A 24,874-nucleotide genomic window follows, 5' to 3' on the forward strand; every position below is an offset into this window, starting at 1 on the left:
TCTAATCTCTAATCTCTAATCTCTAATCTCTAATCTCTAATCTCTAATCTCTAATCTCTAATCTCTAATCTCTAATCCCTAATCCCTAAAAAAAAATGCACGAACACCTACTTTTGATACTCGGACTCTTACTCGTCGTCATGCTGTTGGTTATGCTGGCGCAGCGCATCAAAATTGCCTATCCCATATTTCTGGTATTGGCGGGATTGGGAATCAGTTTTATTCCAGGAGTTCCTGTTTTAAAATTAGATCCGGAGATTATCTTCCTGATATTTTTACCACCACTTTTATATGAAGCGGCATGGTACACTTCCTGGAATGACTTCTGGAAATGGAAACGGACCATTTCGTTAATGGCTTTCGGACTGGTATTTTTGACCTCCATTGTTGTGGCTTTTGCTGCCCAGTCTATCATTCCGGGATTCACACTGGCTTTAGGGTTTTTGTTGGGTGGAATTGTTTCACCGCCGGATGCCGTTGCAGCGACCACGGTTTTAAAAGGATTAAAAGTTCCGAAAAGAACCATTGCTATGCTGGAAGGAGAAAGTTTAATCAATGATGCATCATCACTGATTGTTTTCAGATTTGCTTTAGCGGCCGTGATGACAGGCATTTTTTCCATGCAGGAAGCTACAGGACAGTTTTTTCTTGTTGCGGGAATGGGAGTTTTGGTAGGCATTGTGGGAGCTCATATTTTCTACGCCATCCATCGGTTTTTACCAACCACTCCGGCGATCGATGCAGCATTGACGGTGATGACGCCTTATATTTTGTTTTTAGGGGCAGAACATTTTCACTTTTCCGGAGTGATGGCAGTAGTGAGCGGCGGATTATTTATGTCTTTCCGTGCCCATGAAATTTTTAAAACGGGAACCACTAGAATCAATATGAAAGGAGTCTGGAATACCATGATTTTCGTGATGAATGCTTTGGTGTTCGTATTAATCGGATTGGAGCTTCCGGATATTATCAATGGTTTGGGTGAAACTTCTTTGATGGAAGGAATAAAATATGGATTAATCATAAGTTTAATCGTGATTGTTGTCCGTTTGCTGTGGATTTATCCTGTGGCCCACATTCCAAGATGGGTTAGTAAAAAAGTACGTCAGGATCCAAGCCCGGGCTGGAAAAACCCTTTGATTATCGGTTGGGCAGGGATGCGCGGCGTAGTTTCTTTGGCTACAGCGCTGTCAATTCCGGTGATGATGAATGATCAGGCTGAGTTTCCGTTAAGAAACTTAATTATTTTCATCACATTCGTGGTCATTTTTGTGACATTGGTTTTTCAGGGTTTAACGCTTCCTTTGATTATTAAATTAACCAAAATTGGAGAAATTGATCCTATTTTACCTTCTCATGAACAGCAGACTGGAATTCAGATCAGACTGGATCATTTGGCTGTCGACAGATTGAATGAGAAATATGAAAAAAGCTTAACCGGCAACAGTTTGGTTGGAAATTTAAAAGAAAATCTGCAAAACGATATCAAGCTTCACGAGAGCCACTTAAGTTCTCTGGAAATGTGCACCAACAGACAGAATGACCTTAAAGAATACCATGAAATCATGCTGGATATTTTTGCCATACAACGGAAAGAATTATTCAGGCTGAAAAGAGAAAAACTGTTCAGTGATGATGAGATCCGGAAAGCAGAATCTCAATTGGATTTAAATGAATTGAAAATAACAGGAAATACACATCTGTAATTTTAAAACTTAGCACTCTTCACTTTTAATACGGGATACAATGAAAACACTACAATTTTTAGTCATTGGCAAAAATCAGGAAATTCTTGAAACACTGAAAAGAATCATCGAAAATAATGAAGGCTGGAACGCTGAGATTCAAAGCGATGAAACTGTTTCCTACGATTATATCAAAGAAAATCAGCTCGATATTGTGCTTTTGAGTTCAGGTTTGGAAGAACAGTTCGAAAAAGACATTAAAATATTTTGCGAAAATTTAGATAAAGAAGTCAAAGTGATCGATCATTACGGTGGCGGAAGCGGACTTTTAAAGAATGAAGTTTACAGTCTTTTCCCTAATTTGCAGGAATAAACTTAATCCATGTTTGAAAATATCATCCGGAACGTTAGCCGATTTATAGATCTTACGGAAGAAGAACAGAAAACTTTTACAGATTTATTAAACTGTCAGACATTTCCTAAAAAGACCGTTTTATTAAAGGAAGGAGAGATTTGCCAGTTTGAAGGATATATCCATAAAGGTTGTGTAAGGCTGTACTGTCTGGATGACAGCGGTACTGAGGTTACCCTTTTATTTGCCATTGAAGACTGGTGGATCAGTGATATTGCTTCATTCCAGGAACAGAAACCTTCAAAAGTATACATTGAAGCACTGGAAGATTCAGAAATCTATGTGCTAACTCCAGCTACTAAAGAAAAATTGCTGCAGGAAATTCCAAAATTTGAAAGGGTTTTCAGAATGCTGGTGCAAAGAAATCTCTCTACACTTCAGAACCGTCTGGTGGATACCATTTCCAAAACAGCCTCAGACCGCTATTTGGAATTTATTAAAGTATATCCTTCCATTCCACAAAGAGTGGCTCAGTATTATATCGCGTCCTATCTCGGAGTTTCAAAGGAATTTGTGAGCACTATCAGAAAGCGTCTTGCTTCCAAAGAAAAATAGATTTCTTTTTCCTTCACTTTCTGTGGATTTGTTGTTTGAAATCATTTTTTTTGTAAATATTTCTTGGACGCAAAGTAAAATTTTAACTATTGATATTAAGCCGTCCAAAGACGGAATCAATTAACATTGACTCAATTAAACGTAAGTTTATCCATGCAGCTTCATCATCGACGCGGTCAGGCTCCTTTGCTTCCCTCAAAATATCCAAAAGAATAAAAATATGCGCAATCATCTGTGTCAATTCGTGAAATCAGTGGTTAGAAATATAATCTCCCGCAGATTATGCTGATTACACAGATTTCTTTTCATATTGCAGTCGTGTTATTTGTGAATTTATTCGTGAAATTTGTGTTTAAAAGCGTTTCATCTTTGAAATCTATACGTGGAAAAATAAATAAGTAATCTTCTCACCAACAGGAAAATAATTTATATAATTAAAATAAATTTTACATGCACACATCAATTTAACGATAAAATCATTAATACATATTCCCAAAAATTTGTTTTGAAAACTACAATAAAACTGACATTGGAAAATGGAGTGTTAAGAAAATAAATTCTGTGAACGTTAAGAAAATTCTACTGTCTGAAGCGCGGGACAAAATCTGATTCTCAATATAGATTACTACCGAGCAAGTTTTAGAATTTTTAGAGAATAGGATTTATTTTTAGCGGAAGTTTCCCAGTCTTGAACTTTTGGCCCTTTTGTTTCAAGACAAAAGGGCTTTATTATTTTAATTAAAAAGCAATTTATTAAACTAGTTAAATGCACAGCTATTTCCTTCTCCCTAAATTTGTTCTATCAAAATCAAACAAATAACGACAAGATATGGACAGAAAAGATTTTTTAAAGAAAGGTTTATTGGGAACCGGGATGTTTGTAGCATCTGCTTCTCTTGCAAATACCATGAAAAATGAGATCGACGAGATCGAGCCCTTAGAACCCATCGGATACAATCACTTACCCAATCCTGAGTCGAAAATTAAAGATAACTCCGTCATTCATAAGGCGGATTCAAGAGGAAAGGCAGATCATGGTTGGCTGCTGAGCCAGCATACATTCAGTTTTGCCAATTATCACAATCCTGAAAGAATGCATTTTGGAGTGCTGAGAGTTTTAAATGATGACAGAGTAGAAGCGGGGAGAGGTTTTGGAACACATCCTCATGATAATATGGAAATCATCAGTATTCCATTGGAAGGCGATCTTGAGCACAAAGACAATATGGGAAATACCACTGTGATCAAAAGTGGAGATATCCAGGTGATGAGTGCAGGAACAGGGGTAATGCACAGCGAGTTTAATAAGAACAGCGATAAGCTTGTCAAATTCCTGCAGATCTGGGTATATCCGAATAGGAGAAATGTAACGCCAAGATACGACCAGATCACCTTAGATAAAACAAAAAGCCACAATGCGTTCCAGCAAATCCTTTCTCCTAATGCTGATGACGAAGGCGTATGGATTCATCAGGATGCCTGGTTTCATTTGGGACGTTTTGAAAAAGGTTTGGAAACCAACTATAAGATCAGAAAAAGCGGAAATGGTATTTATGTTTTTATCCTTAAAGGAAGCGCTGAAGTTGAAGGTCAGAGATTGGAAGAACGGGATGGATTCGGAGTCTGGGATATTAAAAACCTGAATATGAAATCTACAGCAGAAAACACGGAAATCCTTTTAATGGAAGTTCCGATGGCCATGTAATCACGAACAGAAAAGATTTGAAACCATGAAAAATTTTATTCTATCATTCGCAGCAGGTTTATTATCCTTAACCCTGACTGCTCAAAATACAGCCCCTGTCGGAACCTCAAAAAACTGGGGATCTGTAGATGGAATCTCAATGATCGGGTTGGTTCAGGGACCGTCTTCCGCAGACACTCAATTACAGGTCGCCTGTGTTTTTGAATACACGGAAAATGATATCCACAGTGCTCAGGCTTTACCCGCCAATCTGAATGGTTTGGTCCATTTGGATGATGCGTTAAAAGGTGAGTTTACAAAAATCCGACAATCAGGACAGTTTCAAGGACACTCGTTGGAAAGTCTTCTCATCACGCCGCCGGCAGGATCCATGTCTGCAAAAAAGCTATTGCTAATCGGTTTAGGTGACCGCAATAATTTCACTCCCGAACTCATGATTTCCGTAGGTGAAGTAGCCGCCCGTGAAGCAATGAGATTAGGTGTAACCAATTTTGCGTTTGCCAGTGATCTGAAAGATGCTGGAATAGACTCTCCAACCGCTTTGATAGCTGGAAATGTAGTGAAAGGGATTGTGTTGGCCAACCGTTCCGAAACCTATTTAAAAGAGCATCAACTTTCCCATACAAAGAAATTGAAAAAAGTATACCTTCTGGCAGGCCCATCCTTTTTTGAAGTGGCAGGCAGCGGAATTCAAGCTGCAATTGCCGAGGTGAATAGAAAATAATGAACTCGTTTTCATTAATATTGTGATGGCTCTCCTTTTTTAAGGAGAGTTTTTTTTAGTTACCATTACTAGCACAAGCGGGATGCTCGCGCTAGCGTTGTGTTTACATGTATAACGTGGGTATCCTTCTGCTGGCGTCTCAATTGCCGGCGCGAGCGTCCCGCTCGTGCCCACAACTAAAGTCTATCCGCAAAATATCTACTACCATTCATTTAACCTTAATCCTAAACATTTATATTAACACAATCAAACCTATTCCGTGGAAGTAAACGTCCATGCTTACACCTGTAATTTTCAAACATCAACTCCCAACTAAATTAGCTTAATCCAAAAAAAATCCCGACTTTTGTCCCCCTTCAATAATTCCAAAATTCATGAAACTTTGTATTGCCGAAAAGCCCAGTGTTGCCAGAGATATCGCCAAAGTATTAGGTGCTACCACGCCTAAACAGGGCTATATGGAGGGCAATGGATACTGTGTGACATGGACGTTCGGGCACCTTTGTACTTTAAAAGAACCTCATGATTACGGTCCTCAGTACAAATCATGGAATCTGTTTTTACTGCCGATCATTCCAGCCAATTTTGGGATCAAATTAATTCCAAACAAAGGCGTTGAGAACCAGTTCAAAGTCATTGAAAGATTAGTAGAGGAATGTGATGAGGTCATTAACTGTGGTGATGCCGGACAGGAGGGAGAGCTGATCCAGCGATGGGTTTTACAGAAAGCAAAATGTAATAAACCCGTTCAGCGTTTATGGATCTCGTCTCTTACCGAAGAAGCGATCAAAGAAGGTTTTGACAATCTAAAACCGGCTGAAGATTATAAAAATCTGTATCTGGCTGGAAATGCAAGAGCGATCGGCGATTGGCTGCTGGGAATCAATGCGACAAGATTATTCACTAAAAAGTTTGGAGGAAACAAAGCAGTTCTTTCCATCGGAAGAGTACAGACGCCTACTTTAGCTATGCTGGTTCAGCGACAGAAAGAAATTGACGCCTTTAATACGGAAGAATATTGGGAACTTAAAACCAAATACCGTGACGTCATTTTCAATGCTGCGATTGATCGTTTAAAAACTTTAGACCGCGCTGAAAAAGGACTTGAGTATCTTAAGCTCAATCCTTTTGAAATTGTTTCTTTTGAGATTAAAGAAGGAAAAGAAAAAAATCTGAGACTTTTCGATTTGACGGGACTTCAGGTGGAAGCCAACAAAAAATATGGCTACTCCGCAGAAAATACCTTACATTATATCCAAAGTCTGTATGAAAAAAAGCACGTGACTTATCCGCGTGTGGATACTACCTATCTATCCGAAAGTCTGTACCCGAAAATAGAAGGAATTCTTCGGAAAATGCACTTTTATCAGGACTTGGTTTCTCCATTATTGGAAGCGCCTATTCCTAAATCAAAAGTTATTTTTGATGATGCAAAAGTGACCGATCACCATGCGATTATCCCTACAGAAGTTCCGCCTTCTCAGAATCTGAGCAGGGAAGAGAAGCTGATCTATGATCTTGTGGCAAAACGTTTTATTTCTGCTTTTTATCCCGAATGTAAAATTTCAAATACATTGGTGGAGGGAAAAGTAGGAACGATTCCTTTTAAAACAAGTGGAAGACAGGTTCTGGAACCGGGATGGAGAGCTGTGTATGCAAAAGAACCCAAAGAAGAATCTACCGATAAGGAAAAAGAGAAGGAAGAAGAACAGACCATTCCTGAATTTACCGCGGGAGAAACCGGACCGCATGATCCAATGATTCATCAGGGAAAAACGACTCCACCCAAACCATATACCGAAGCAACTTTGCTGAGAGCCATGGAAACTGCCGGAAAACAGGTAGAAGACGATGAGCTTCGCGAACTGCTTAAAAATAACGGGATCGGAAGACCTTCCACCCGTGCGAATATCATCGAGACTCTTTTCAAAAGAAAGTATATCGAGAAGAAAAGAAAAAATCTTATCGCAACCCAAACCGGAATTCAGTTAATCGATACTATTGAAGATGAACTTCTGAAAAGCCCGGAACTGACCGGAGAATGGGAACAGAAACTCCGTAAAATTGAAAGAGGCGAGTACGAAGCCAATCAGTTTAAAGAAGAACTGATCCAGATGGTTTCTGAACTTACCCGAAAAGTAGTTGACGGAAAAGGAAAAGTGATCATGCTACAGGAAGAAGAAAAAGAAGACGTCAAAGAAAAGAAAAAACGCGAGCCTGCCGTAAAAAAAGAACTTCAGTCCTGGGAAGAAACAAAATGTCCGAAATGTAAAGAACACAATCTTATTAAGGGGAAAACTGCGGTGGGTTGTTCAGATTTTAAGAACTGTGGTTTCAAAATTACGTTTGATATTTTCGGTAAGAAGCTTTCTGATAAACAGCTTTTAGACTTAGTTTTAAAAGGGAAAACTTCAAAACTGAAAGGATTCACAACTCATTCAGAAGCTTTGTCGGAAGGAGTTCTGACACTTGAAGAGGGTTTTCAGGTACAGCTTTCTTAAAATTTAACGGAATAATTTATCATACCACCCACTGAGGTCTTTCTTAATGGCATCGTGGTGTTTACATATGATCTGCGCCAGTTGCAGCTCTGATCTTTCAGATTTATAAGGATTTAAAGTGAGATAGCCGAAAAAATTTCCGTCCTGATCTAGAATTACGGGAGGATAAGAAGCATAATCGCTCCACGGTGAATACGTACTGTATGCACTTCCATAGTTTCCGGAGCCATTCCAAATAGATTTTGAACTAAGCAGATTTCCATATTCACCATACGAATTCCATATAGAATTTTTATCAAAAGTATCACAGTTTATACAGCCCAGATATTGATCCTGGTTGGAGCCTCCGTACAGATGCAGTGTCTGTGCTTGAAAAATACAGCAGAATATGAGACAGAGAAATGTGAAAGTCTTTTTCAGAGGCATACGGATGGTTGTTTACTGCAAAGCTAATATTTTTTGCAAACTACTCCGACAAAAATTCTTTAATCAGATAACACCGATTTTTTACCATAATCAATAAAAATCTTAGATTTTTTCAAACTTAAGTGCGTTTTATAACGGTAATGCAATTCACTCATAAAAACTTAAGTTTTTAAACCATTAAGATCAATGAAGATGATAAGGATAGTTAAGAAAAATCAAATGATTTTAAGCCGTATCTCTTACATAGCGCAGCTCTCCTTAATATTCTTAACAACTTAAAAAAACTTAATGGTTCAATCTCTTTATTTCCCACGGATTTCACAGATGGCACAGATTTTTATGAATATTATTCTGAATAAAAATCTTTGATTTTTTTTAACTTAAGTGTAGTCTTTGGCAGTATGAATTTAAACTTCAAATAAACTTAAGTGTTAGAAAACTTTTGCAACTTTTGTGGTTAAATAACTTACCGTATTATTTAAAATTTCAGCATCAATAAGTAAACTTGTTCCAAATTTTCTGGTATTTCTGAAAAACATTTGTGTACTTTGTATTTACATTCAGATTAAAATACATATTCATGACTCCGGAAAAAAAGAAACTCATGACGGACAGCTTTGGCCGTTCAGAAACATTAAAATTTTACAATGCCGAACTCTTGGAAGTAGACACCGATTTTGTTTCCATTAAAATTCCAAAAATGGAAATGATGACCCGGAAAGCCGGCATGTTCAATGGCGCTATGATTGCTTCTCTGGTGGATGTTTCGTCAGGATATGCTTCGGTAAGTCATTACAAAGACGATTGTTATGTCGTGACTGTTGAACTGAAGGTTAATTATCTTCGTCCCGCACTGGGAGATGCCCTGATATCGAGGTCTTACGTTGTCAAAGGGGGTGCTAAGATCATTGTGGTAAGAACTGAAATTTATGTCATTGATGAAAGTACCGGTTCGGAAAGTCATGTGGCGACTTCACTGGTCACCATGATGAGGATCAAATAAATAGAACTTGAACCATGAAATATTAGGAAAATAGAGGAATTACGGGCTTTTTTCAGACCTAAATGGAACAGGATTTGCAACGTAAACACCATAACATTAAAAAATAATAATATGAACTTAATTATCAGGCTGTTCATTACAGCAATCGTTGCCTACCTTTTAACTAAGGTGCTTCCGGGTGTACATTTCGAAGGATTTTCTTCGGCTATTATTTTTGCCATCGTCTTGGGGGTATTAAATATTTTTGTAAAACCTATTTTAGGACTTTTAGGGCTGCCGCTTACGATCATTACATTGGGATTATTTGCCCTGGTAATCAATGCTGTGATTATTTTAATTGCAGATTATTTTATAGACAGTATGGTAGTAAGTGGTTTCTGGTGGGCACTGATCTTTAGTGTACTGCTTTCCTTTGTGACTTCGCTGGCCAACTCCATGTTTTCAGATGGAGAATAAATAACAAAACATACCGCAAAATAAAAGAGGCTGTCCGTAAGGGCAGCCTCTTGTTTTAACAGTACTTTTTAATCCATTTTATGCACTGTTCGTAGGTCATTTTCTGATTGTCAGTGATCATGTAACGTGCATTGATGGGTTCGTTTTCAGCAATTTTTGCCATAATCTGTTCAAGGGTTTTGCCTGCAAAATTAACCCTTGTGTCAGTATCTTTACCATATTTTAAATGGTTCTCGTGGATGTGCCAAAGGTTAGGTGCACCTGCCTCTACTGAGGTTCCTTTAAAATTTCCTGTTTCTAGTGTACTCATGATGTAAATTTTTAAATGGTTTTAATTAATATATGGGACGGTTGTTTTTTTGATTATAAAGACAAAAACTTTGATGATTTTGTTGAAGTAAAATTCACGTTTTGAGTGATATGAAAGAAGAGGGAAAGTACCCATCTTTAGAAAATAGGTGTTTTCCTGTAAGACAAACCCTGATCTGTGAAATGGAATTTTCTTGTTAATTCTTTCGTTCATTGGTATTTTAAGTACTAACTTTGGGGATCTTTGAATTAAATAAAAGGAATTAATGAAATCGGCGTGATTCCATATTTCCGTTAAAAATGAATATCAACATATGAAGCTTAAGTACAGTCTGCTGGCTCTGGCAGCTCCACTCTTAATGAATGCACAACAGTTAATGACACCTGAAATCCTTTGGACTTTGAAAAAAGTGGGAGTACAGGCAGTTTCACCGGATCAGTCTTCACTTATCTATAAAGTGGGACAGGTAGATCTGAAAACAGAAAAAACAAAAAGTGAGAACTACTTTCTCAATGTTCTTAATAACCAGTCTTCCAAAATAGATTTCGGTAAAAAAGCCCTTATTCAATGGGATAAAAACGGAATTTATGCACAGGAAGGAGATAAAATCTATCTTTCAAAAGACAACGGAAAAACCTGGTCTGAATTTTATACCATCGGGGAAGCTGACAATATCGTGATCTCTCCGGACGGTAAGAAAATTGCCTTCAGTAAGCAGGTTCTGGTAGAAAAATTAATGGGGAAAGACAAATACAGCGATACGCCTAAAACTACTGCTCAGGTGTATACAGATCTGAACCACAGACACTGGGATTATTTCAATGAAGGAAAATACAACCACGTATTTGTAGTCAATACCACAGACAAAGCAGAATCTGCAAAGGATTTATTGGAAGGTAAAACATGGGATTCTCCTCAAAGACCTTTCGGTGGAACAGAAGACTTCATCTGGAGTCCGGATTCTACTCAGCTTTTATACGTTACAAAACCTAAAAGCGGGAAAGAATATTCTACAAGCACCAATACAGATATTTTCGCCTACGATTTTGCTTCAGGAACGACTAAGAATTTAACAGAATCCAATAAAGGATACGATGTTAACCCAAAATTCAGTCCTGACGGAAAATCCCTGATCTGGCAGAGTATGGCCAGAGACGGTTATGAAGCGGATAAAAATGATGTAAAAATCATGGATTGGAAATCCGGGAAAATTATAAACCTTACGGCTGGCTGGGACGAAAGCGTTTCCGGAGATGTATTCTGGAGCGGAGATTCCAAAGCGATCTATTTTACAGCAGCGTTCAGAGGAACAAAACAGCTTTTCTCTTTAGATCCTAAAGCGGCAAAAGTTCAGCAGATCACAAAAGGTGATTTTGACGTTAACGAAATTTTTACTGATAATAAATCTTCACTTTTAGTAGGAAGAACAGACGTCAACCATGCTACGGAATTATTCTCTGTCAATGTGAAAAACGGAGAAATGAAGCAGATAACCGAAGCCAACAAAGAAGCTTATGCTAAACTGGCACAGGGGAAATCTGAACTGAAAATGGTAAAAACAACGGATGGAAAAGAGATGGGCGTATGGTTCCACTATCCACCAAACTTTGATCCCAATAAAAAATATCCTACACTGGTATACTGCCAGGGAGGACCACAATCTGCATTAACTCAGTTTTTCAGCACAAGATGGAACTTCTCTCTGATGGCTGCCAACGGATATATCGTAGTAGCTCCAAACAGAAGAGGAATGCCGGGCTGGGGAACAAAATGGAACGAAGAAATTTCCAAAGACTGGGGCGGACAGCCGATGAGAGATTATCTGGCAGCAACAGACTTCGCGAAAACACTACCATATGTAGACGGTGAAAGAGTAGCGGCAGTAGGAGCAAGCTACGGAGGTTACAGTGTATTTATGTTAGCAGGAATTCACGAAAACAGATTCAAAACATTCATTGCACATGATGGATTATTTGATATGAAATCATGGTATCTTACCACAGAAGAACTTTGGTTTGCCAATTGGGATTTGGGCTCTCCATGGGAAAAACCACTTCCAAAAGCATACACAGAATTCAACCCAAGTAATTTTGTTGAAAAATGGAACAAGCCCATCATGATTTTCCAGGGAGGGATCGATTTCCGTGTACCTTATGAGCAGGGACAAGAAGCTTTCCAGGCAGCCAAATTAAGAGGTCTGAAATCTAAATTAGTTTATTTCCCGAACGAAAACCACTGGGTACTTCATCCTCAAAACGGATTGGTATGGCAGAGAGAATTCTTCGATTGGTTGAAAGAAACTTTGTAAACTAAAAATGGATAATGAATAATGAAAGACGATTTTTATTATTCCTGAAAATAGCAATAGAAACGGGCTTTAGCCCGTTTTTTTATGCGATGAATCGAAGGCTTTCGCCAAATTATTAATGATAAGTTTTAAGTTTTCTAAAGTGGGTTTATGAGATGCGGAAATGGGTGTTGGCGAATTTTCACATTTCACTTGCGTAGCAAAATTGATCATTGACGTTTCTCAATCTCAGCCTTTACCTCTGTCTTAATCTTAAAGTCTCTTGTCTCGTGTCTGAAATCTGAAATCTCGAATCTAAAATCTTTCCCGCTTGCCTCCAAATTTTATATATTTGAGTATGAAAAACAGAATTTCCTCGTTTCCGCCGTTAATTGATGCTCAATCTGAAATTATAATTTTAGGTTCAATTCCCGGCGTCAAATCTTTGGAGAAACAGCAGTATTACGCTCATCCACAAAATAAATTCTGGACGATTATTTTTCATTTGTTCAAGGAAGAATTTACCGATGATTATACTCAGCGTCTAAATATTTTAAAGAAACATCACATAGCAGTCTGGGACGTCATCGATTCCTGCGAAAGAAAAGGAAGCCTGGATTCTGAAATCAAAAATGAAGAAGCTAATCAGATCGCCGAACTTCTGAATGAGCATCCCAACATCAAAGCTGTTTTCTGTAATGGAGGAAAGTCGTACAAAAATCTGCTGAAACTTTTAGGCAAAAATTACAGGTTACCAATTGTTCAGCTTCCTTCTACAAGTCCTCTTCATACCGTATCTTTTGATGTTAAATTAGAAGAATGGAGGGAGATTATGGAGTTCCTGATGTAGGGTTTTTAACCACAAAAACTACAAAAGTTTTCTAACACTTTAGTTTATTCGAAGTTTAAATGCGAACTGTACAGAAGTACACTTAAGATTATAAAAATCATAGATTTTTATACGGGATAACATCCTCAAACATCTGTGAAAATTCGTGTAATCTGTGGTGAAAAAATATCAACCACAAGAGTAACAAAACATGTTGCTATTTTTTTAAAAACTTTAAGTCATTTAAGTTTAAAAAGTTAATGATCTTGAAAATAATAAATTCACATCAGTGGAAAATCAGAAATTTTCAAAAACTTAAGTGTGAGTTTCGGGGCGGGGAGCAAAGCTCCCGCCCCGAAACTTTCCCAGTCATTGCGAGCGTAGCGAAGCAATCTCAAGAAAGAATTTTATTGCTTTTCTCGCATTAAAACTCCCCTTAAATTGAGATTGCTTCGTCGTTACTTTCCTCACAATGACGGTATTGTGTCATTGGTGAAAACATTTGTGTTATTTGTGTTAAAAAAAATCTAATCAACACGCAAATACTTTCTCAAACCCTTCAGCAACTGCAATTGATTCCTTGTCCTGTCCAGATTGTGCTCAGCATACTTCGTCGAGTAATAAGTGCTTCCATTCAGATAATCAGTCAGAAAACGAATGGCCTGAATATAAATCACAGTCTGTGCCGCATAATCAAGATTTTCAAGTTCCTCAAAAGTCAGTTTTTTCTTTAATGATAACAAAAATCCATCTTTTACAGTTCTGTAAATCTGGGGGTTGAAATTATTGTCAGCATTTCCATTGTCCTCATCCAAAGTATTGGTGTAGGATCTTGCCATGTCACCAAAGTCATAGAGAATCGTAGAAATAGTTACGGTATCCAGATCGATCACAGCAAGAGGCCTTGAGGTTTGGTCAAAAAGAATATTTCTGACGTTGGGATCTCCATGAATAATTCTTTTAGGCAGAAGACCTTCCTTTTCCATCTCAATCCATTTTTCTGGAAGGAAAAGAAGATCGTTCATTATTTCAATTTCAGGCTCGGCATTGTCTAGCAGATCTGGATTTGCATGCTGTAAAGAAGCCTGATAATCTAAAATTCTTTTTTCAAAATTAATAAAATCAGGAATCGGGGCCTGAATGTAGGGGAGATATTCCGGATTGACCGTATTCAAAAAAGATCCAACAGCTTTTGCCGATTCATAGGCTGTTTTTATATCAGGGATTTTAAAGAAAGTCTTTGTATCCTCAATAAAGCTGAGCATTCTCCAGGATTCTCCGTTTTCATCTTTAATAATGAAACTTCCCGATAAAGTTTCCTTAGGTTTTACCAGCTCCAGTGGATAGTTTCCATCCTCCAGCAGTCTGTTGATCAGGATATGATTATGGGTAATAATCTCCGGAAACGGAAAAACCTGAGTATTGATCTTTTGAAGGATAAATTTTTCATCATTATCATAATCCTCCACCAGATAGGTCGTATTGATCAGCCCGTTGGTAATAGGAGTGATAGTGCAATTTTCAGTTCCGGTAAATCCGGTAACAATCTGTTTTAATTCCATAGATCCTCGGGATATCTGTTTTTTTTGATCTCTGATGTCAGGAAATCTTTTATATTGCTTTTATCATCTGCATAGGTAACACCCATCCATTGCGAAGGAGAGGCTTTTACCAACACCTTTGCCTTCTTCTCGTCAATCATTCTCTGCACGGCAGAAGGAATATAAAACTCCTGAGATGGCGACGGCTCCAATTGCAAAAATTCATTAAAATATACTTCAAGTGCATCGAAAACATTCGGATGAAAAATAAAGAAATTCATAGATACCAACGCATCGGATGTCAGTTCAATATCATTTCCATTCCCGGTATAAAAAATTGAATCTCCTTTTCTACGGATCAAAGTCTGTTCTTCTACTTTTATCAGATAATTTTCTGCATCTAAGGTACATATTCCCCGGGCAACATTTCCGTTTCCACTCAAAGTAGACCCCACGGGATAGGCAGCCATTCCAAACTGTGACCCTGAAATGTGAAGATCAATTTCTTCAGAAGCCAGCTGATATGCTTCTTTTCCATAGAAATCATCAGCATTGATCATGACAAAAGGTTCATGTACAGCATTTTTAGCACAAAGGACAGCATGACCGGTTCCCCATGGTTTCTCCCGCTCTGAGAAGTCGTAATTCTTTGGCAGAAAACTTTCTTTTTCCTGATATACCCAGTGAAGTTCAAAATTGTTTTCTTTGGAAAGGGTATTTAATCTTTCCATATAGCTTTGAGGGATCAGGCTGTTCACAATAATAACAACCTTATTGAAACCCGCTTCCAGTGCATCATAAATGGAGTATTCCAGAATCGGGGAACCGTTATCCAGAATTCCGTCTATCTGTTTCAGTCCTTTGTAGCGGCTTCCCAGACCTCCTGCTAATATGAGTAATGTTTTTTTAGAATTCATCCGTCATTCCAAATACAGGTTTACGGGTTTTCCATTGTCCGTTCGTGAAATCAGGGATATCTACAGCCTGACCGCCTTTAGCAATAGATTCTTCACTTAATGGAGTGATAGAATACCACAAGGCAAGATCATACACATCCATCGGGAACTCTATATTTCGCTTGATACATTCGATGAAGGTATTCATGACAAAGAAATCCATTCCGCCGTGGCCTGCACCCGCCGCTGTACTTTCAAATTTCTTCCAGATAGGATGGTCATAGTCTTTCATCCACTTTTCCGTATTTTCCCACCGGTGAGTGTGATTCATTGTTTTTTCAAAATAAATATGTCCCTGATTGAAATCTCCCCAGCCGAAATCCTGCCACAGACCTTCCGTTCCCTGTACCCTGAATCCAAGATCATAAGGACGTTGTAAACTTGTATCATGGGTTAAAAGAATCGTTTCACCATTGGCACAGGCAATCTGTGTGGTTACAATATCTCCCTGATTGAACTTTACTTTCGCGTTAGGATGATTTTCTCCGCCTTTAGCATGTTCCACAATATATTTATGCAGTCCCACAGATTTTGAAGAGAATGAGGAAAGCCTCGTCAGACGGTTTCCACGGTTGATATCCATCATCACAGCTACCGGGCCCAATCCATGCGTAGGATAAAGCTCACCGTTGCGTTTTACATAATGCTCCGTTCTCCAATGCGCCTCACTGAATCCTTTTTCTCCAAATTCAGCACCCGAATTATACGGGGTAACCCCATCATTGAAAAGGACACCTCTTAAATCATGCTGATAACCGCCTCTTCCATGAACCAGTTCTCCGAACATTCCTTTACGGACCATATTCAGAACAGCCATGATATCTCTGCGGTAACAGACATTCTCCATCATGAAAATAGGGACTTTGGTTTCCTCATATACTTTCACAAATTCCCAGCAGTCCTGCAGTTTTATAGCTCCCGAAACTTCCATACCTACGATCTTTTTCGCACGCATAGCTTCTGTGCCCTGAGGAAGATGCCATTCCCATGGAGTAGCGATCACCACGGCATCTATCGTTTTTAATTTTAAAAGATTCCGGTAATCATAATCCCCGTTTGAAAATTCCTGAGCGGCAGATTTATTATTGTCTTTCAGTATTTTCTGAGACGCAGCCAGCATTCTTTTATCCGGGTCTGCAAAAGCCACAATCTCCACGTCATTACGCTTTGCCAGTAGTTTTACATGTTCCTGTCCGCGGAGTCCTACACCGATAAAACCGACCCGTACTTTTTTATCTGATTTAAAATCACTGGAATAGGCAAACAGGGAATTGGGTAAAACCAATGCACCAAAGCTTGCCATGGCTGCAGTTTTAATGAAATTTCTGCGTGAAGAGGTGTTGTCCATCGAAATTTTTTCTTAAATATATTAAAAAGTTGCGAGGTGGAGGGTATGAGTGCGGGGTTTGAGAGTAGGAGAGTTTTAGAGTTTGGAGGTACGGGATGCGGGTTTCGGGTTTTGTGGGGAAATAAAAAAACGGCTGCCCCCGATAGGAAGAGCAGCCGTTTTACAATCATCTGTTTCTATGTATTATTTTTCTGTGAAATATACTTCTTCGTAAGGTTGAATAAGCACCCATCCGCTTCCTGAGAACTTCATCTGGAATTCTTCACCGCTTCCTCTTCCGATTAAACTCTTGAATGAAACATTCGTTTTAAGATCCGGGCTTAGGTTTCCTGACCAGGCTACTGTAGCATTAGGATCTGTGAACACCGGATTGTCGGGAGTGACCATCAGCGTTAATGGTTCGCCGTGTGTCGTTATGGCAATGTGCCCCGTTCCGGAAAGTTTTACCTGAAAAAGACCGCCAGCCATCATGCCTGCAACGCTTTTTAGCATGGTAATATCGCTTTTTACACTTTGCTCATGTGCCAATACATCATTTCCGTTGACACATACTGCTTCATTGTTCAGATAAAGGATACGTACTTTCTTACCGGAATCAGCCACATACAGTTTGCCGGTTCCTTCTGCTTTCATCAGCTTTGCTCCTTCACCGCTGATCGCTTTCTTTAAAAGGTTACCAATACCTCCTGCCAGCATTCCCTGTCTCTCGAAGTTGATGCCTCCTACATAGCCTACCATACTTCCTCTTTTCGTCCATACGGCCTGATTATTAAGGTTGATTTCCAAAAGATGTGGAGTTTCAAGCTCAAAATAATCTCTTTGTTGTGGATCTTCTTTAGTTTCGTTGACGAAAGCTTCCAATGAATATTTGCTCATAAGTGTAAAAATTTTTTAAATATTTCCAAAAATAATCTTTTTTTCCTTCATAAATCACCGTAGAATCACGGTTTTAAATTTGATTTTAAATAATACTTGACAAAGGGGTGTTCAATGTCGTATATTTGCACTCCGAAAATTACACTAGTAATTTTTATAATTTTTAAACCGTAATTTAAAAAAATGAAAACATCAGATTTTAATTTTGATCTTCCTGAGGAATTATTGGCAGAACACCCATCTGAACACAGAGACGAAGCTAGATTAATGGTTCTTAACAGAAAAACAGAAACCATTGAACATAAACTGTTTAAAGATGTTGTGGATTATTTCGATGAGAAAGATCTATTCATTTTCAACAATACGAAGGTTTTCCCTGCACGTCTTTACGGAAATAAAGAAAAAACAGGTGCTAAAATTGAAGTTTTCCTTTTAAGAGAACTTGATAAAGAGACCAGAGTATGGGACGTTCTTGTAGATCCTGCAAGAAAAATCAGAATCGGTAACAAATTATTCTTCACTGAAGACGAGTCTTTGGTAGCTGAAGTTATCGATAACACGACTTCAAGAGGAAGAACACTAAGATTTTTATTTGACGGTTCTTATGACGAATTCAGAACAAAACTGAAGGAATTAGGAGAAACTCCACTTCCAAAATATATCAAAAGAGCAGTAGAGCCGGAAGATGCAGAAAGATATCAGACGATCTACGCAAAAATTGAAGGAGCGGTAGCTGCACCTACAGCAGGTCTTCACTTCTCTAGACACTTAATGAAGAAATTAGAGATCAAAGGAATCGATTTTGCTGAAGTTACGCTTCACGTTGGTTTAGGAACTTTCAACCCAATTGAGGTGGAAGATCTTTCCAAGCACAAAATGGAGTCTGAAGAAGTGATCATCGATGAAAAAAATGCTGATATCATCAATAAAGCGGTAGATGCTCACAGAAGAGTTTGCGCCGTAGGTACTACAACGATGAGAGCATTGGAAACTTCTGTTTCTTCAAACAGGAAGATCTCTGCATTCAACGGTTGGACGAACAAGTTCATTTATCCGCCTCACGATTTTGGAGTAGCGAATTCAATGATCACGAACTTCCACACACCGAAATCTACATTACTGATGATGATCGCTGCATTTGCAGGTAGAGAATTTATCATGCATGCTTATGAAGAAGCCGTAAAAGAACAGTACAAATTCTATTCTTACGGTGACGCAATGTTAATCCTATAAAAAAGATAATAGGTAACAGGTTGCAGGTATTAATTATCTGCAACCTGCAACCTAAGATCTGCAACCTACCATCTATAATGAAAGATATCCGAGTTTTATCACTAGACCAGCTTAAAGACTATTTTTTGACTTTAGGGGAAAAACCGTTTCGTGCGAAGCAGGTTTATGACTGGTTATGGAGTAAAAATCTCCATTCGATTGATGAAATGACGAATCTTTCGAAATCTCTCCGCGAAAGAATTGCCGAAGAGTATACCATCAATCCCGTTTCTGTGGATCAGCTTCAGAAAAGTACGGACGGAACCATCAAAAACGGTGTGAAACTTCACGACGGACTGTTGGTAGAATCTGTCCTTATTCCTACAGAAACAAGAACTACAGCCTGCGTATCTTCACAGGTGGGATGTTCATTAAACTGCGAATTTTGTGCAACTGCAAGACTCAAAAGAATGAGAAATCTTGAAGTAGCCGAAATCGTAGACCAGGTAGCCCTGATCGACAGCCAAAGCAAAATGTATTTTAACAGACCGCTTTCCAATATCGTTTTTATGGGAATGGGAGAGCCGATGATGAATTACAAAAATGTAGTGGAAGCCATCAGAAAAATTACCCAGCCGGAAGGTTTGGGAATGTCGCCCAGAAGAATTACCGTTTCTACATCCGGACTTCCGAAGATGATCAAAATGCTGGCTGACGACGAGCTCCGTGTAAAACTGGCACTTTCACTTCACTCTGCGATCGAGTCCAAACGTAACGAGATCATGCCTTTCTCTGATAAATTCCCGTTGACGGATATTATGGAAGCCCTTCAGTACTGGTATCAGAAAACCGGTTCCGTGATTACTTTTGAATATTGTGTATGGAAAGGAATCAATGATGGTGATGAAGATATCAAAGCTTTAATCAGATACTGCAAACAGGTTCCTTCCAAAGTGAATCTGATCCAGTATAATCCTATCGGGGACGGAAAATATGACCAGTGTAATAAGCAGGCGGAAGACAATTATGTACGTCAGCTTGAAAACGCCGGGATTACAGTGATGATCAGAAAAAGCCGCGGTGGAGACATCGATGCAGCTTGTGGGCAGCTTGCGAATAAAGCAACTGATTAAAATTTCCTTAAAAAATTCAAAACTTTTCTTAAAAATTTCCTAAAACCCTACCTTTACATAAAGCAAAAAAGTTTATTATGGACTTCTTTATGAGCGAGGACGGGCTGGAAAACGTTTACGCATGGGCTATTCCGTTTCATGCTGCCGTTATTTTGGCGGAAATGATCTACAGCCATATTTCTGAAGCTAAGTTGTACAATGGAAAAGATGTTGCCACAAGCGTTTATCTTGCTCTGATGAACTTCGGTCTGGATCTGATCATGAAGGCTTTTGCCATGGGAGTGATGTTTTTCTTCTACAACCATCGGCTTTTTACCTGGGATTTCACGGTTTGGTATTGGCTCATCTGCTTTGTCATTACAGACTTTGCCTATTACGTATTACATTATGTAGATCATCATTCCAGGGCGTTCTGGGCGGTTCATATTACCCATCACAATTCGGAATATTTCAACTTAACCACAGGTTTTAGAAGTCCTGTACTTCAACCGCTATACAGATATCTTTATTTTTCTCCGCTTGCTTTTTTAGGCTTCAATCCATGGCATATTATGGTCGTTTACGCGATAGGGCAGGTGTACGGAACATGGGTGCATACTCAGACGGTAAAGACAATGGGCATTCTGGAATACATTCTCGTGACTCCTTCCCATCACAGGGTACATCACGCCTGCAATATCAAGTATCTGGACAGAAATATGGGAATGTGCCTGATTATCTGGGATAAAATATTTGGAACCTTTGAAAAAGAAGATCCGAATGTACCCGTCAAATACGGAATATATCCAAAAATGCCGGACAATAAACCAGATACCGTTCTTCTGTACGAATGGAGAAAAATCTGGAAGGATATCAAGCAGCCTGGACTGAAATTTTCGGACAGGATGAATTATATTTTCAATTCTCCGGGCTGGAGACATGATGGAACCGGAAAAACGGTAAGGCAGTATCAGAAAGATTATGTAAAAAAGCTGGCCAAAAGACAGGAGCAAAAACAAAAAATGAAATCTGCATGACCTAGGTTGATAATTCTGATTTTATTTAACCACAAAAGATGCAAAAGTTTTAACACTTAAGTTTTTATAAGGTAAATATATTACACAAATAAAGCACACTTAAGTTTTTGAAAAAATCAAAGATTTTTATATATAAACATCTGTGAAAATTTGTGCAATCTGTGGTTAAAAATATGGACAGGATGGTTCAAAAAAACAAAACACGTCCAATCTTTTTCAATTCCTTCTAAACCCTTATTTTTGCTCTATGAAAAAACTCATTCTTCTTGCTGCCGTTATTATTTTTCAATCGTCATTCTCACAAAAGACGGAGTCATTGAAAATAAGAAAATTCAGGATCGGTTATTTGGATGATAAGATTCAGGAAACTTCAGGACTGAGTATGTTGAATGGTAATTTGTATACCTTCAATGACAGTGGCAATGCTCCGGAACTTTTTGAACTGGATGAAACTTCCGGAAATATTAAAAATACTTTGACCATCAATGCTAAAAATAAAGACTGGGAAGCTTTAACCAATGATGGAAAGAACTTCTACATCGGAGATTTTGGAAATAATGGAGGAACAAGGAGAGATCTGGAAATCTATAAACTTCCTTTTGGAAATAATGAAGCAAAGAATGATTCTATCTCAAAAATATCTTTTTATTATCCGGAACAGACGGAATTCATTCCACAATACACCAATAATGACTTTGATGCCGAAGCGATGATTTATCTCAATGGAAAAATTCATCTGTTTACCAAAGAATGGAAATCAAAATCAACGTCTCATTATATCATTGATCCAACGGTAGTTGAAAAGCAAAAAGCGGAGAAAATAGAATCTTATAAAACGAATTTTGTAGTTACGGATGCCGCGTATTTTGAAAAGAAGCTGTATGTGGTAGGCTACACCAAGAGAACAGAGGTCTTTCTGAATGTGTTTACAGAAACAGAACCCGGGATCTTTTTTAAAGAAACTCCGAAACATTATTATCTGGGAAGTGCTTTGGCAGTAGGGCAGATCGAGGGAATTGCAGTTAATGAGACTGGCCTCTATATTTCAGGGGAAAAATTCAGATCGGGATTGGGAAGTGCACAGCCGGCGTTGTATTTTATTCCAAAAGAATCACTCAAAGATTAATTTTGTCTTAAAATTGCGTGAAAAAAATTATCTTTGTCATAATTAATAATTACATACCTTTTATTCACAGATTTTGGCTAACATCGTAGAAGAAATCAAACGACCGATCAATGAGGAAATGAAACTTTTCGAGCAGAAGTTTTATGAATCGATGCAGAGTAAAGTGCCTTTGTTGGATAAAGTAACCCGTTTTATTGTTACAACCAAAGGTAAGCAGATGCGTCCGATGTTCGTATTTCTCTGCGCAAAACTGATAGGGGAAGTTAATGAAAAAACGTACCGCGGAGCTTCCATGATTGAGCTGATTCATACCGCAACGCTGGTACACGACGATGTAGTAGATGAAAGTTTCAAACGTCGTAATTTCTTTTCAATTAACGCTTTGTGGAAAAATAAAATTGCTGTATTGGTAGGCGATTATCTTTTGTCAAAATCAGTATTACTTTCTACAGACCATAAAGATTACGATCTTTTGGGTGTGATCTCAAGAACGATCCGTGAAATGTCCGAAGGAGAACTTTTGCAGCTTGAAAAGGCCAGAAAACTGGATATTACGGAAGATGTTTACTACGAAATTATCCGTCAGAAAACAGCGACACTGATTGCGGCTTGCTGCGAGATAGGCGTTCTTTCCAATAATGCTGATGAAGCGCTTGCCAAAAAAATGATGAACTTCGGAACCTATACGGGAATGGCCTTCCAGATCAAGGATGACCTTTTCGACTATTTAAGTTCCAATGTCATCGGAAAACCTGTAGGAATTGATATTAAGGAGCAGAAAATGACCCTTCCTCTGATTCATACTTTAAAAGTAGCCAGTGAAAAAGAGCGTAAATATTACTTCAACACCATCAAACGTTACAATAACGATCCGAAACGCGTTAAGGAACTGATAGATTTTGTTAAAAATTCCGGAGGCATGGATTATGCAATTAAAGTGATGAAAGACTTCCAGCAGAAGGCTAAAGATATTCTCAATGAATTTCCGGACTCCGAAGCCAAAAAATCACTTCAAAGTATGCTTGATTACGTGATTGAACGAAAATTTTAAGATTAAAAACCATAAATAGAAAATCTGAATGCCTGAAGCACTCAGATTTTTTTGTATACGAATGCTTATATTTTTTGTATCGTAACATTGGTGACATTTCCACGTCCTGTAGGCCCTATTTCTTCCGACAGGATGATACTGGTAGCTCCTAAAGCCGCTGCTGTAAAACGAATTTGATATCCACCGGTAGGTACAACAATCATCGTGGTATAGCTCATCAATTCACCGAGCCTGCTACCAGCAGTTAATACAGGAGTAGTATAACCTACATAGTGACTTCCTCTTCCTAAATAATTGGCATCAGGAAACGGACGGATCCCTAAAACCAATTGTTCTCCTTCATCTATGTTGGCAAAACTAGCCTGTAACGTAACCAAATAGTTTCCAGGCTGATTAAATGTCAGAATTCCGTTAGCTGTATTGTAAGTGTACAGTGATGAAGTAGCCAGAGGGTTTGCAAATACAAGGGTCGAGAGTACATTGTTTACAATGGTTTGGTCACTTGCTAATCTGGAATGAAACAGAGTGTATGCCCCGAATCCGATAGTTTTTAATATTCCATCCTGATCTGCAACCACCACTCTGTCCACATTGGTGGTTCCTATTTTGTCATTGATTTCCCTGATGCGGATATTGCCGGAAAAAATGTCAAGCTTATCTGTTGGGTCCAAAGTTCCTAATCCCATATTACCAGAAGAAGTAAGTACAACATCATTGGATTGTTGGGTTAATGTCGGTTTACCGGATTCAACATTATCTTTGGCGCTGTCTACATGGAAACTTGTTTGGGGATTGTTGGTATGGATCCCGATCTGTGATGATAAAGTTGTGGAAATTATAAAAATAAGCACAACAGAAATAACTTTTTTCATAATAATTTTATTTTAATTCAACATTTGGTGATTTTTCAGTGTTAAATCTATAGAATAAAATTTAATTATGAGTAATTAATAATTATTTTACCTTAAACTTGTTTTAATTTGTTATTTTTAGTTAAAATTATAAATATATTTAAGTTTATGTGTTTATTTTTTGAAACAATAATAGTTTAATCCGAAGTTTTTGAAGTGTATCTTATTTAAATGTAGCTTAATGCTTAAAAAATAGGTAGCAAATAAACTAAACCTTCCAAAGCATAGAAAATCATCTTTATTAATTAATATTTTTTTTAAAAGGTCAAGTTTCCAGCTAAAATTGTTACCGGCAATCCAGCTTTTTTCATTTATTTTGGATGCAATAATTTATCCGTTTTCTGTTTCAACGATCATTGCAGTGGGATCAAAAATTTTTATAGCCATTTTAAAATCAGTCGTTTAATATTTTGTTGAAATACCTAAATCGAATTTAAATTATTTTAACAGTTACAATTATAACAGCTAGAACTATACAAAATAAAGCAGTTAAAAATAAATAATCCGCAATAGTCTCATACCTCGTTTCCCGCTTTTCATTTTTAGTACGGATCGCAAGAAAGGAAAAAAAACAGCTGCATGCAAAAAGGAGACATGCCAGGCTGGCAAATTCATCCAGATGGGTATGATTACTGATTTTAGTGATTTTAAGGGAAGTAATGATAATCAGGGAAAAACCTAAAAGGTTGCTCGATGCATTAAGGATATGAGGCGATTTTTTTTCCATCATTTACAATTTTTTACAATATAAAACACTATTTTTTTATTATCAAATTTTTAAAAAAGATTATTGAAAATTAAAATTAATTTA

The 24,874-nt window shown here is 38.0% G+C and carries 23 protein-coding genes; 15 read left to right on the plus strand and 8 right to left on the minus strand.

All coding sequences use genetic code 11. The features are described 5' to 3' along the window. Nucleotides 1-95: 95 nt before the first annotated feature. The 6 genes from N0B48_RS08915 (at nt 96) to N0B48_RS08940 (ending at nt 7,582) form a co-directional block, all read left to right on the plus strand. Nucleotides 96-1,706, plus strand: coding sequence for a Na+/H+ antiporter (locus N0B48_RS08915; protein WP_259838354.1), 1,611 nt, complete (start codon nt 96-98; stop codon nt 1,704-1,706). A gap of 40 nt (nt 1,707-1,746) precedes the next feature. After that, nucleotides 1,747-2,058 (plus strand): hypothetical protein, encoded by a 312-nt coding sequence (locus N0B48_RS08920; RefSeq protein WP_259838355.1) that lies wholly within the window; start codon nt 1,747-1,749, stop codon nt 2,056-2,058. Nucleotides 2,059-2,067: 9 nt separating this feature from the next. Continuing rightward, complete coding sequence (locus tag N0B48_RS08925; protein WP_259838356.1) at nt 2,068-2,652, plus strand: Crp/Fnr family transcriptional regulator; 585 nt, start codon at nt 2,068-2,070, stop codon at nt 2,650-2,652. An 829-nt stretch (nt 2,653-3,481) separates the two neighbouring features. After that, nucleotides 3,482-4,357, plus strand: a complete 876-nt coding sequence (locus tag N0B48_RS08930; RefSeq protein ID WP_259838357.1) for a pirin family protein — start codon at nt 3,482-3,484, stop codon at nt 4,355-4,357. Nucleotides 4,358-4,382: 25 nt separating this feature from the next. Next, nucleotides 4,383-5,081 (plus strand): M17 family peptidase N-terminal domain-containing protein, encoded by a 699-nt coding sequence (locus N0B48_RS08935; RefSeq protein WP_259838358.1) that lies wholly within the window; start codon nt 4,383-4,385, stop codon nt 5,079-5,081. Nucleotides 5,082-5,455: 374 nt separating this feature from the next. Continuing rightward, on the plus strand, nt 5,456-7,582 hold the full coding sequence (locus tag N0B48_RS08940; RefSeq protein ID WP_259838359.1) for a type IA DNA topoisomerase: 2,127 nt from the start codon (nt 5,456-5,458) through the stop codon (nt 7,580-7,582). A 3-nt stretch (nt 7,583-7,585) separates the two neighbouring features. On the opposite strand, the gene N0B48_RS08945 is transcribed toward N0B48_RS08940, so the two are convergent. Beyond that, nucleotides 7,586-8,008 (minus strand): hypothetical protein, encoded by a 423-nt coding sequence (locus N0B48_RS08945; protein ID WP_259838360.1) that lies wholly within the window; start codon nt 8,006-8,008, stop codon nt 7,586-7,588. 580 nt (nt 8,009-8,588) lie between these two features. Here N0B48_RS08945 and N0B48_RS08950 point away from each other — a divergent pair. Together N0B48_RS08950 and N0B48_RS08955 are read left to right on the plus strand one after the other, a co-directional pair. Continuing rightward, on the plus strand, nt 8,589-9,011 hold the full coding sequence (locus N0B48_RS08950; protein ID WP_223605664.1) for a PaaI family thioesterase: 423 nt from the start codon (nt 8,589-8,591) through the stop codon (nt 9,009-9,011). Nucleotides 9,012-9,122: 111 nt separating this feature from the next. Beyond that, nucleotides 9,123-9,467, plus strand: coding sequence for a phage holin family protein (locus tag N0B48_RS08955; RefSeq protein WP_034728000.1), 345 nt, complete (start codon nt 9,123-9,125; stop codon nt 9,465-9,467). 55 nt (nt 9,468-9,522) lie between these two features. On the opposite strand, the gene N0B48_RS08960 is transcribed toward N0B48_RS08955, so the two are convergent. Then, nucleotides 9,523-9,777: a hypothetical protein gene (locus tag N0B48_RS08960; protein ID WP_259838361.1), complete on the minus strand. Its 255-nt coding sequence runs from the start codon at nt 9,775-9,777 to the stop codon at nt 9,523-9,525. 313 nt (nt 9,778-10,090) lie between these two features. Here N0B48_RS08960 and N0B48_RS08965 point away from each other — a divergent pair, with 313 nt between their 5' ends. Beyond that, a complete protein-coding gene (locus tag N0B48_RS08965) occupies nt 10,091-12,085 on the plus strand; it encodes a S9 family peptidase (protein ID WP_259838363.1) in 1,995 nt (664 codons plus the stop codon). A gap of 337 nt (nt 12,086-12,422) precedes the next feature. Continuing rightward, nucleotides 12,423-12,914, plus strand: coding sequence for a DNA-deoxyinosine glycosylase (locus N0B48_RS08970; protein ID WP_259838364.1), 492 nt, complete (start codon nt 12,423-12,425; stop codon nt 12,912-12,914). A gap of 506 nt (nt 12,915-13,420) precedes the next feature. Here N0B48_RS08970 and N0B48_RS08975 read toward each other — a convergent pair. The 4 genes from N0B48_RS08975 to N0B48_RS08990 all read right to left on the minus strand — a co-directional run bounded on the left by N0B48_RS08975 (nt 13,421) and on the right by N0B48_RS08990 (nt 17,614). Beyond that, nucleotides 13,421-14,455, minus strand: coding sequence for a phosphotransferase enzyme family protein (locus N0B48_RS08975; RefSeq protein WP_259838367.1), 1,035 nt, complete (start codon nt 14,453-14,455; stop codon nt 13,421-13,423). After that, nucleotides 14,446-15,351: a sugar phosphate nucleotidyltransferase gene (locus tag N0B48_RS08980; RefSeq protein ID WP_259838368.1), complete on the minus strand. Its 906-nt coding sequence runs from the start codon at nt 15,349-15,351 to the stop codon at nt 14,446-14,448. Before N0B48_RS08980 ends, N0B48_RS08975 begins: the two co-directional genes overlap by 10 nt. Then, nucleotides 15,341-16,738, minus strand: a complete 1,398-nt coding sequence (locus N0B48_RS08985; RefSeq protein ID WP_259838370.1) for a Gfo/Idh/MocA family protein — start codon at nt 16,736-16,738, stop codon at nt 15,341-15,343. The genes N0B48_RS08980 and N0B48_RS08985 overlap by 11 nt, the downstream gene beginning before the upstream one ends. Nucleotides 16,739-16,921: 183 nt before the next feature. Beyond that, nucleotides 16,922-17,614: an AIM24 family protein gene (locus tag N0B48_RS08990; RefSeq protein ID WP_259838372.1), complete on the minus strand. Its 693-nt coding sequence runs from the start codon at nt 17,612-17,614 to the stop codon at nt 16,922-16,924. Between the two features lie 183 nt (nt 17,615-17,797). Between N0B48_RS08990 and queA the strand changes: the two genes are divergently transcribed. From queA to N0B48_RS09015, 5 genes are all read left to right on the plus strand, one after another. Then, on the plus strand, nt 17,798-18,847 hold the full coding sequence (gene queA, locus N0B48_RS08995) for a tRNA preQ1(34) S-adenosylmethionine ribosyltransferase-isomerase QueA (protein WP_259838373.1): 1,050 nt from the start codon (nt 17,798-17,800) through the stop codon (nt 18,845-18,847). Between the two features lie 77 nt (nt 18,848-18,924). Continuing rightward, the gene (gene rlmN, locus N0B48_RS09000) at nt 18,925-19,959 is read left to right on the plus strand and encodes a dual-specificity RNA methyltransferase RlmN (protein ID WP_259838374.1); all 1,035 of its coding nucleotides are present in this window, start codon (nt 18,925-18,927) and stop codon (nt 19,957-19,959) included. A 77-nt stretch (nt 19,960-20,036) separates the two neighbouring features. Continuing rightward, nucleotides 20,037-20,975, plus strand: a complete 939-nt coding sequence (locus tag N0B48_RS09005; RefSeq protein ID WP_283950699.1) for a sterol desaturase family protein — start codon at nt 20,037-20,039, stop codon at nt 20,973-20,975. Between the two features lie 247 nt (nt 20,976-21,222). After that, on the plus strand, nt 21,223-22,101 hold the full coding sequence (locus tag N0B48_RS09010; protein ID WP_259838375.1) for a hypothetical protein: 879 nt from the start codon (nt 21,223-21,225) through the stop codon (nt 22,099-22,101). Between the two features lie 73 nt (nt 22,102-22,174). After that, a complete protein-coding gene (locus N0B48_RS09015) occupies nt 22,175-23,152 on the plus strand; it encodes a polyprenyl synthetase family protein (RefSeq protein ID WP_259838376.1) in 978 nt (325 codons plus the stop codon). Between the two features lie 65 nt (nt 23,153-23,217). Here N0B48_RS09015 and N0B48_RS09020 read toward each other — a convergent pair whose 3' ends face one another. Together N0B48_RS09020 and N0B48_RS09025 are read right to left on the minus strand one after the other, a co-directional pair. Continuing rightward, nucleotides 23,218-24,024, minus strand: a complete 807-nt coding sequence (locus tag N0B48_RS09020; RefSeq protein ID WP_259838377.1) for a hypothetical protein — start codon at nt 24,022-24,024, stop codon at nt 23,218-23,220. Nucleotides 24,025-24,496: 472 nt separating this feature from the next. Continuing rightward, entirely contained in the window at nt 24,497-24,793 is a 297-nt protein-coding gene (locus N0B48_RS09025; protein WP_259838378.1) for a hypothetical protein, read from the minus strand. Between the last annotated feature and the right edge of the window lie 81 nt (nt 24,794-24,874).

This window comes from Chryseobacterium herbae (assembly GCF_025154075.1).
Lineage (GTDB): Bacteria > Bacteroidota > Bacteroidia > Flavobacteriales > Weeksellaceae > Chryseobacterium > Chryseobacterium herbae.

Excerpts from the sequence above, each read along its gene's own strand:
- N0B48_RS09010 (WP_259838375.1), top strand. The coding sequence starts at position 21,223 with ATGAAAAAACTCATTCTTCTTGCTGCCGTTATTATTTTTCAATCGTCA.
- N0B48_RS08990 (WP_259838372.1), bottom strand. The coding sequence starts at position 17,614 with ATGAGCAAATATTCATTGGAAGCTTTCGTCAACGAAACTAAAGAAGAT.
- N0B48_RS08940 (WP_259838359.1), top strand. The coding sequence starts at position 5,456 with ATGAAACTTTGTATTGCCGAAAAGCCCAGTGTTGCCAGAGATATCGCC.
- N0B48_RS08915 (WP_259838354.1), top strand. The coding sequence starts at position 96 with ATGCACGAACACCTACTTTTGATACTCGGACTCTTACTCGTCGTCATG.
- N0B48_RS08975 (WP_259838367.1), bottom strand. The coding sequence starts at position 14,455 with ATGGAATTAAAACAGATTGTTACCGGATTTACCGGAACTGAAAATTGC.
- N0B48_RS08965 (WP_259838363.1), top strand. The coding sequence starts at position 10,091 with ATGAAGCTTAAGTACAGTCTGCTGGCTCTGGCAGCTCCACTCTTAATG.
- N0B48_RS09025 (WP_259838378.1), bottom strand. The coding sequence starts at position 24,793 with ATGATGGAAAAAAAATCGCCTCATATCCTTAATGCATCGAGCAACCTT.
- N0B48_RS08980 (WP_259838368.1), bottom strand. The coding sequence starts at position 15,351 with ATGAATTCTAAAAAAACATTACTCATATTAGCAGGAGGTCTGGGAAGC.
- queA (WP_259838373.1), top strand. The coding sequence starts at position 17,798 with ATGAAAACATCAGATTTTAATTTTGATCTTCCTGAGGAATTATTGGCA.
- N0B48_RS08960 (WP_259838361.1), bottom strand. The coding sequence starts at position 9,777 with ATGAGTACACTAGAAACAGGAAATTTTAAAGGAACCTCAGTAGAGGCA.
- N0B48_RS08920 (WP_259838355.1), top strand. The coding sequence starts at position 1,747 with ATGAAAACACTACAATTTTTAGTCATTGGCAAAAATCAGGAAATTCTT.
- N0B48_RS08950 (WP_223605664.1), top strand. The coding sequence starts at position 8,589 with ATGACTCCGGAAAAAAAGAAACTCATGACGGACAGCTTTGGCCGTTCA.
- N0B48_RS09005 (WP_283950699.1), top strand. The coding sequence starts at position 20,037 with ATGGACTTCTTTATGAGCGAGGACGGGCTGGAAAACGTTTACGCATGG.
- N0B48_RS08945 (WP_259838360.1), bottom strand. The coding sequence starts at position 8,008 with ATGCCTCTGAAAAAGACTTTCACATTTCTCTGTCTCATATTCTGCTGT.
- N0B48_RS09020 (WP_259838377.1), bottom strand. The coding sequence starts at position 24,024 with ATGAAAAAAGTTATTTCTGTTGTGCTTATTTTTATAATTTCCACAACT.
- N0B48_RS08935 (WP_259838358.1), top strand. The coding sequence starts at position 4,383 with ATGAAAAATTTTATTCTATCATTCGCAGCAGGTTTATTATCCTTAACC.
- N0B48_RS08955 (WP_034728000.1), top strand. The coding sequence starts at position 9,123 with ATGAACTTAATTATCAGGCTGTTCATTACAGCAATCGTTGCCTACCTT.
- rlmN (WP_259838374.1), top strand. The coding sequence starts at position 18,925 with ATGAAAGATATCCGAGTTTTATCACTAGACCAGCTTAAAGACTATTTT.
- N0B48_RS08930 (WP_259838357.1), top strand. The coding sequence starts at position 3,482 with ATGGACAGAAAAGATTTTTTAAAGAAAGGTTTATTGGGAACCGGGATG.
- N0B48_RS08970 (WP_259838364.1), top strand. The coding sequence starts at position 12,423 with ATGAAAAACAGAATTTCCTCGTTTCCGCCGTTAATTGATGCTCAATCT.
- N0B48_RS08985 (WP_259838370.1), bottom strand. The coding sequence starts at position 16,738 with ATGGACAACACCTCTTCACGCAGAAATTTCATTAAAACTGCAGCCATG.
- N0B48_RS08925 (WP_259838356.1), top strand. The coding sequence starts at position 2,068 with ATGTTTGAAAATATCATCCGGAACGTTAGCCGATTTATAGATCTTACG.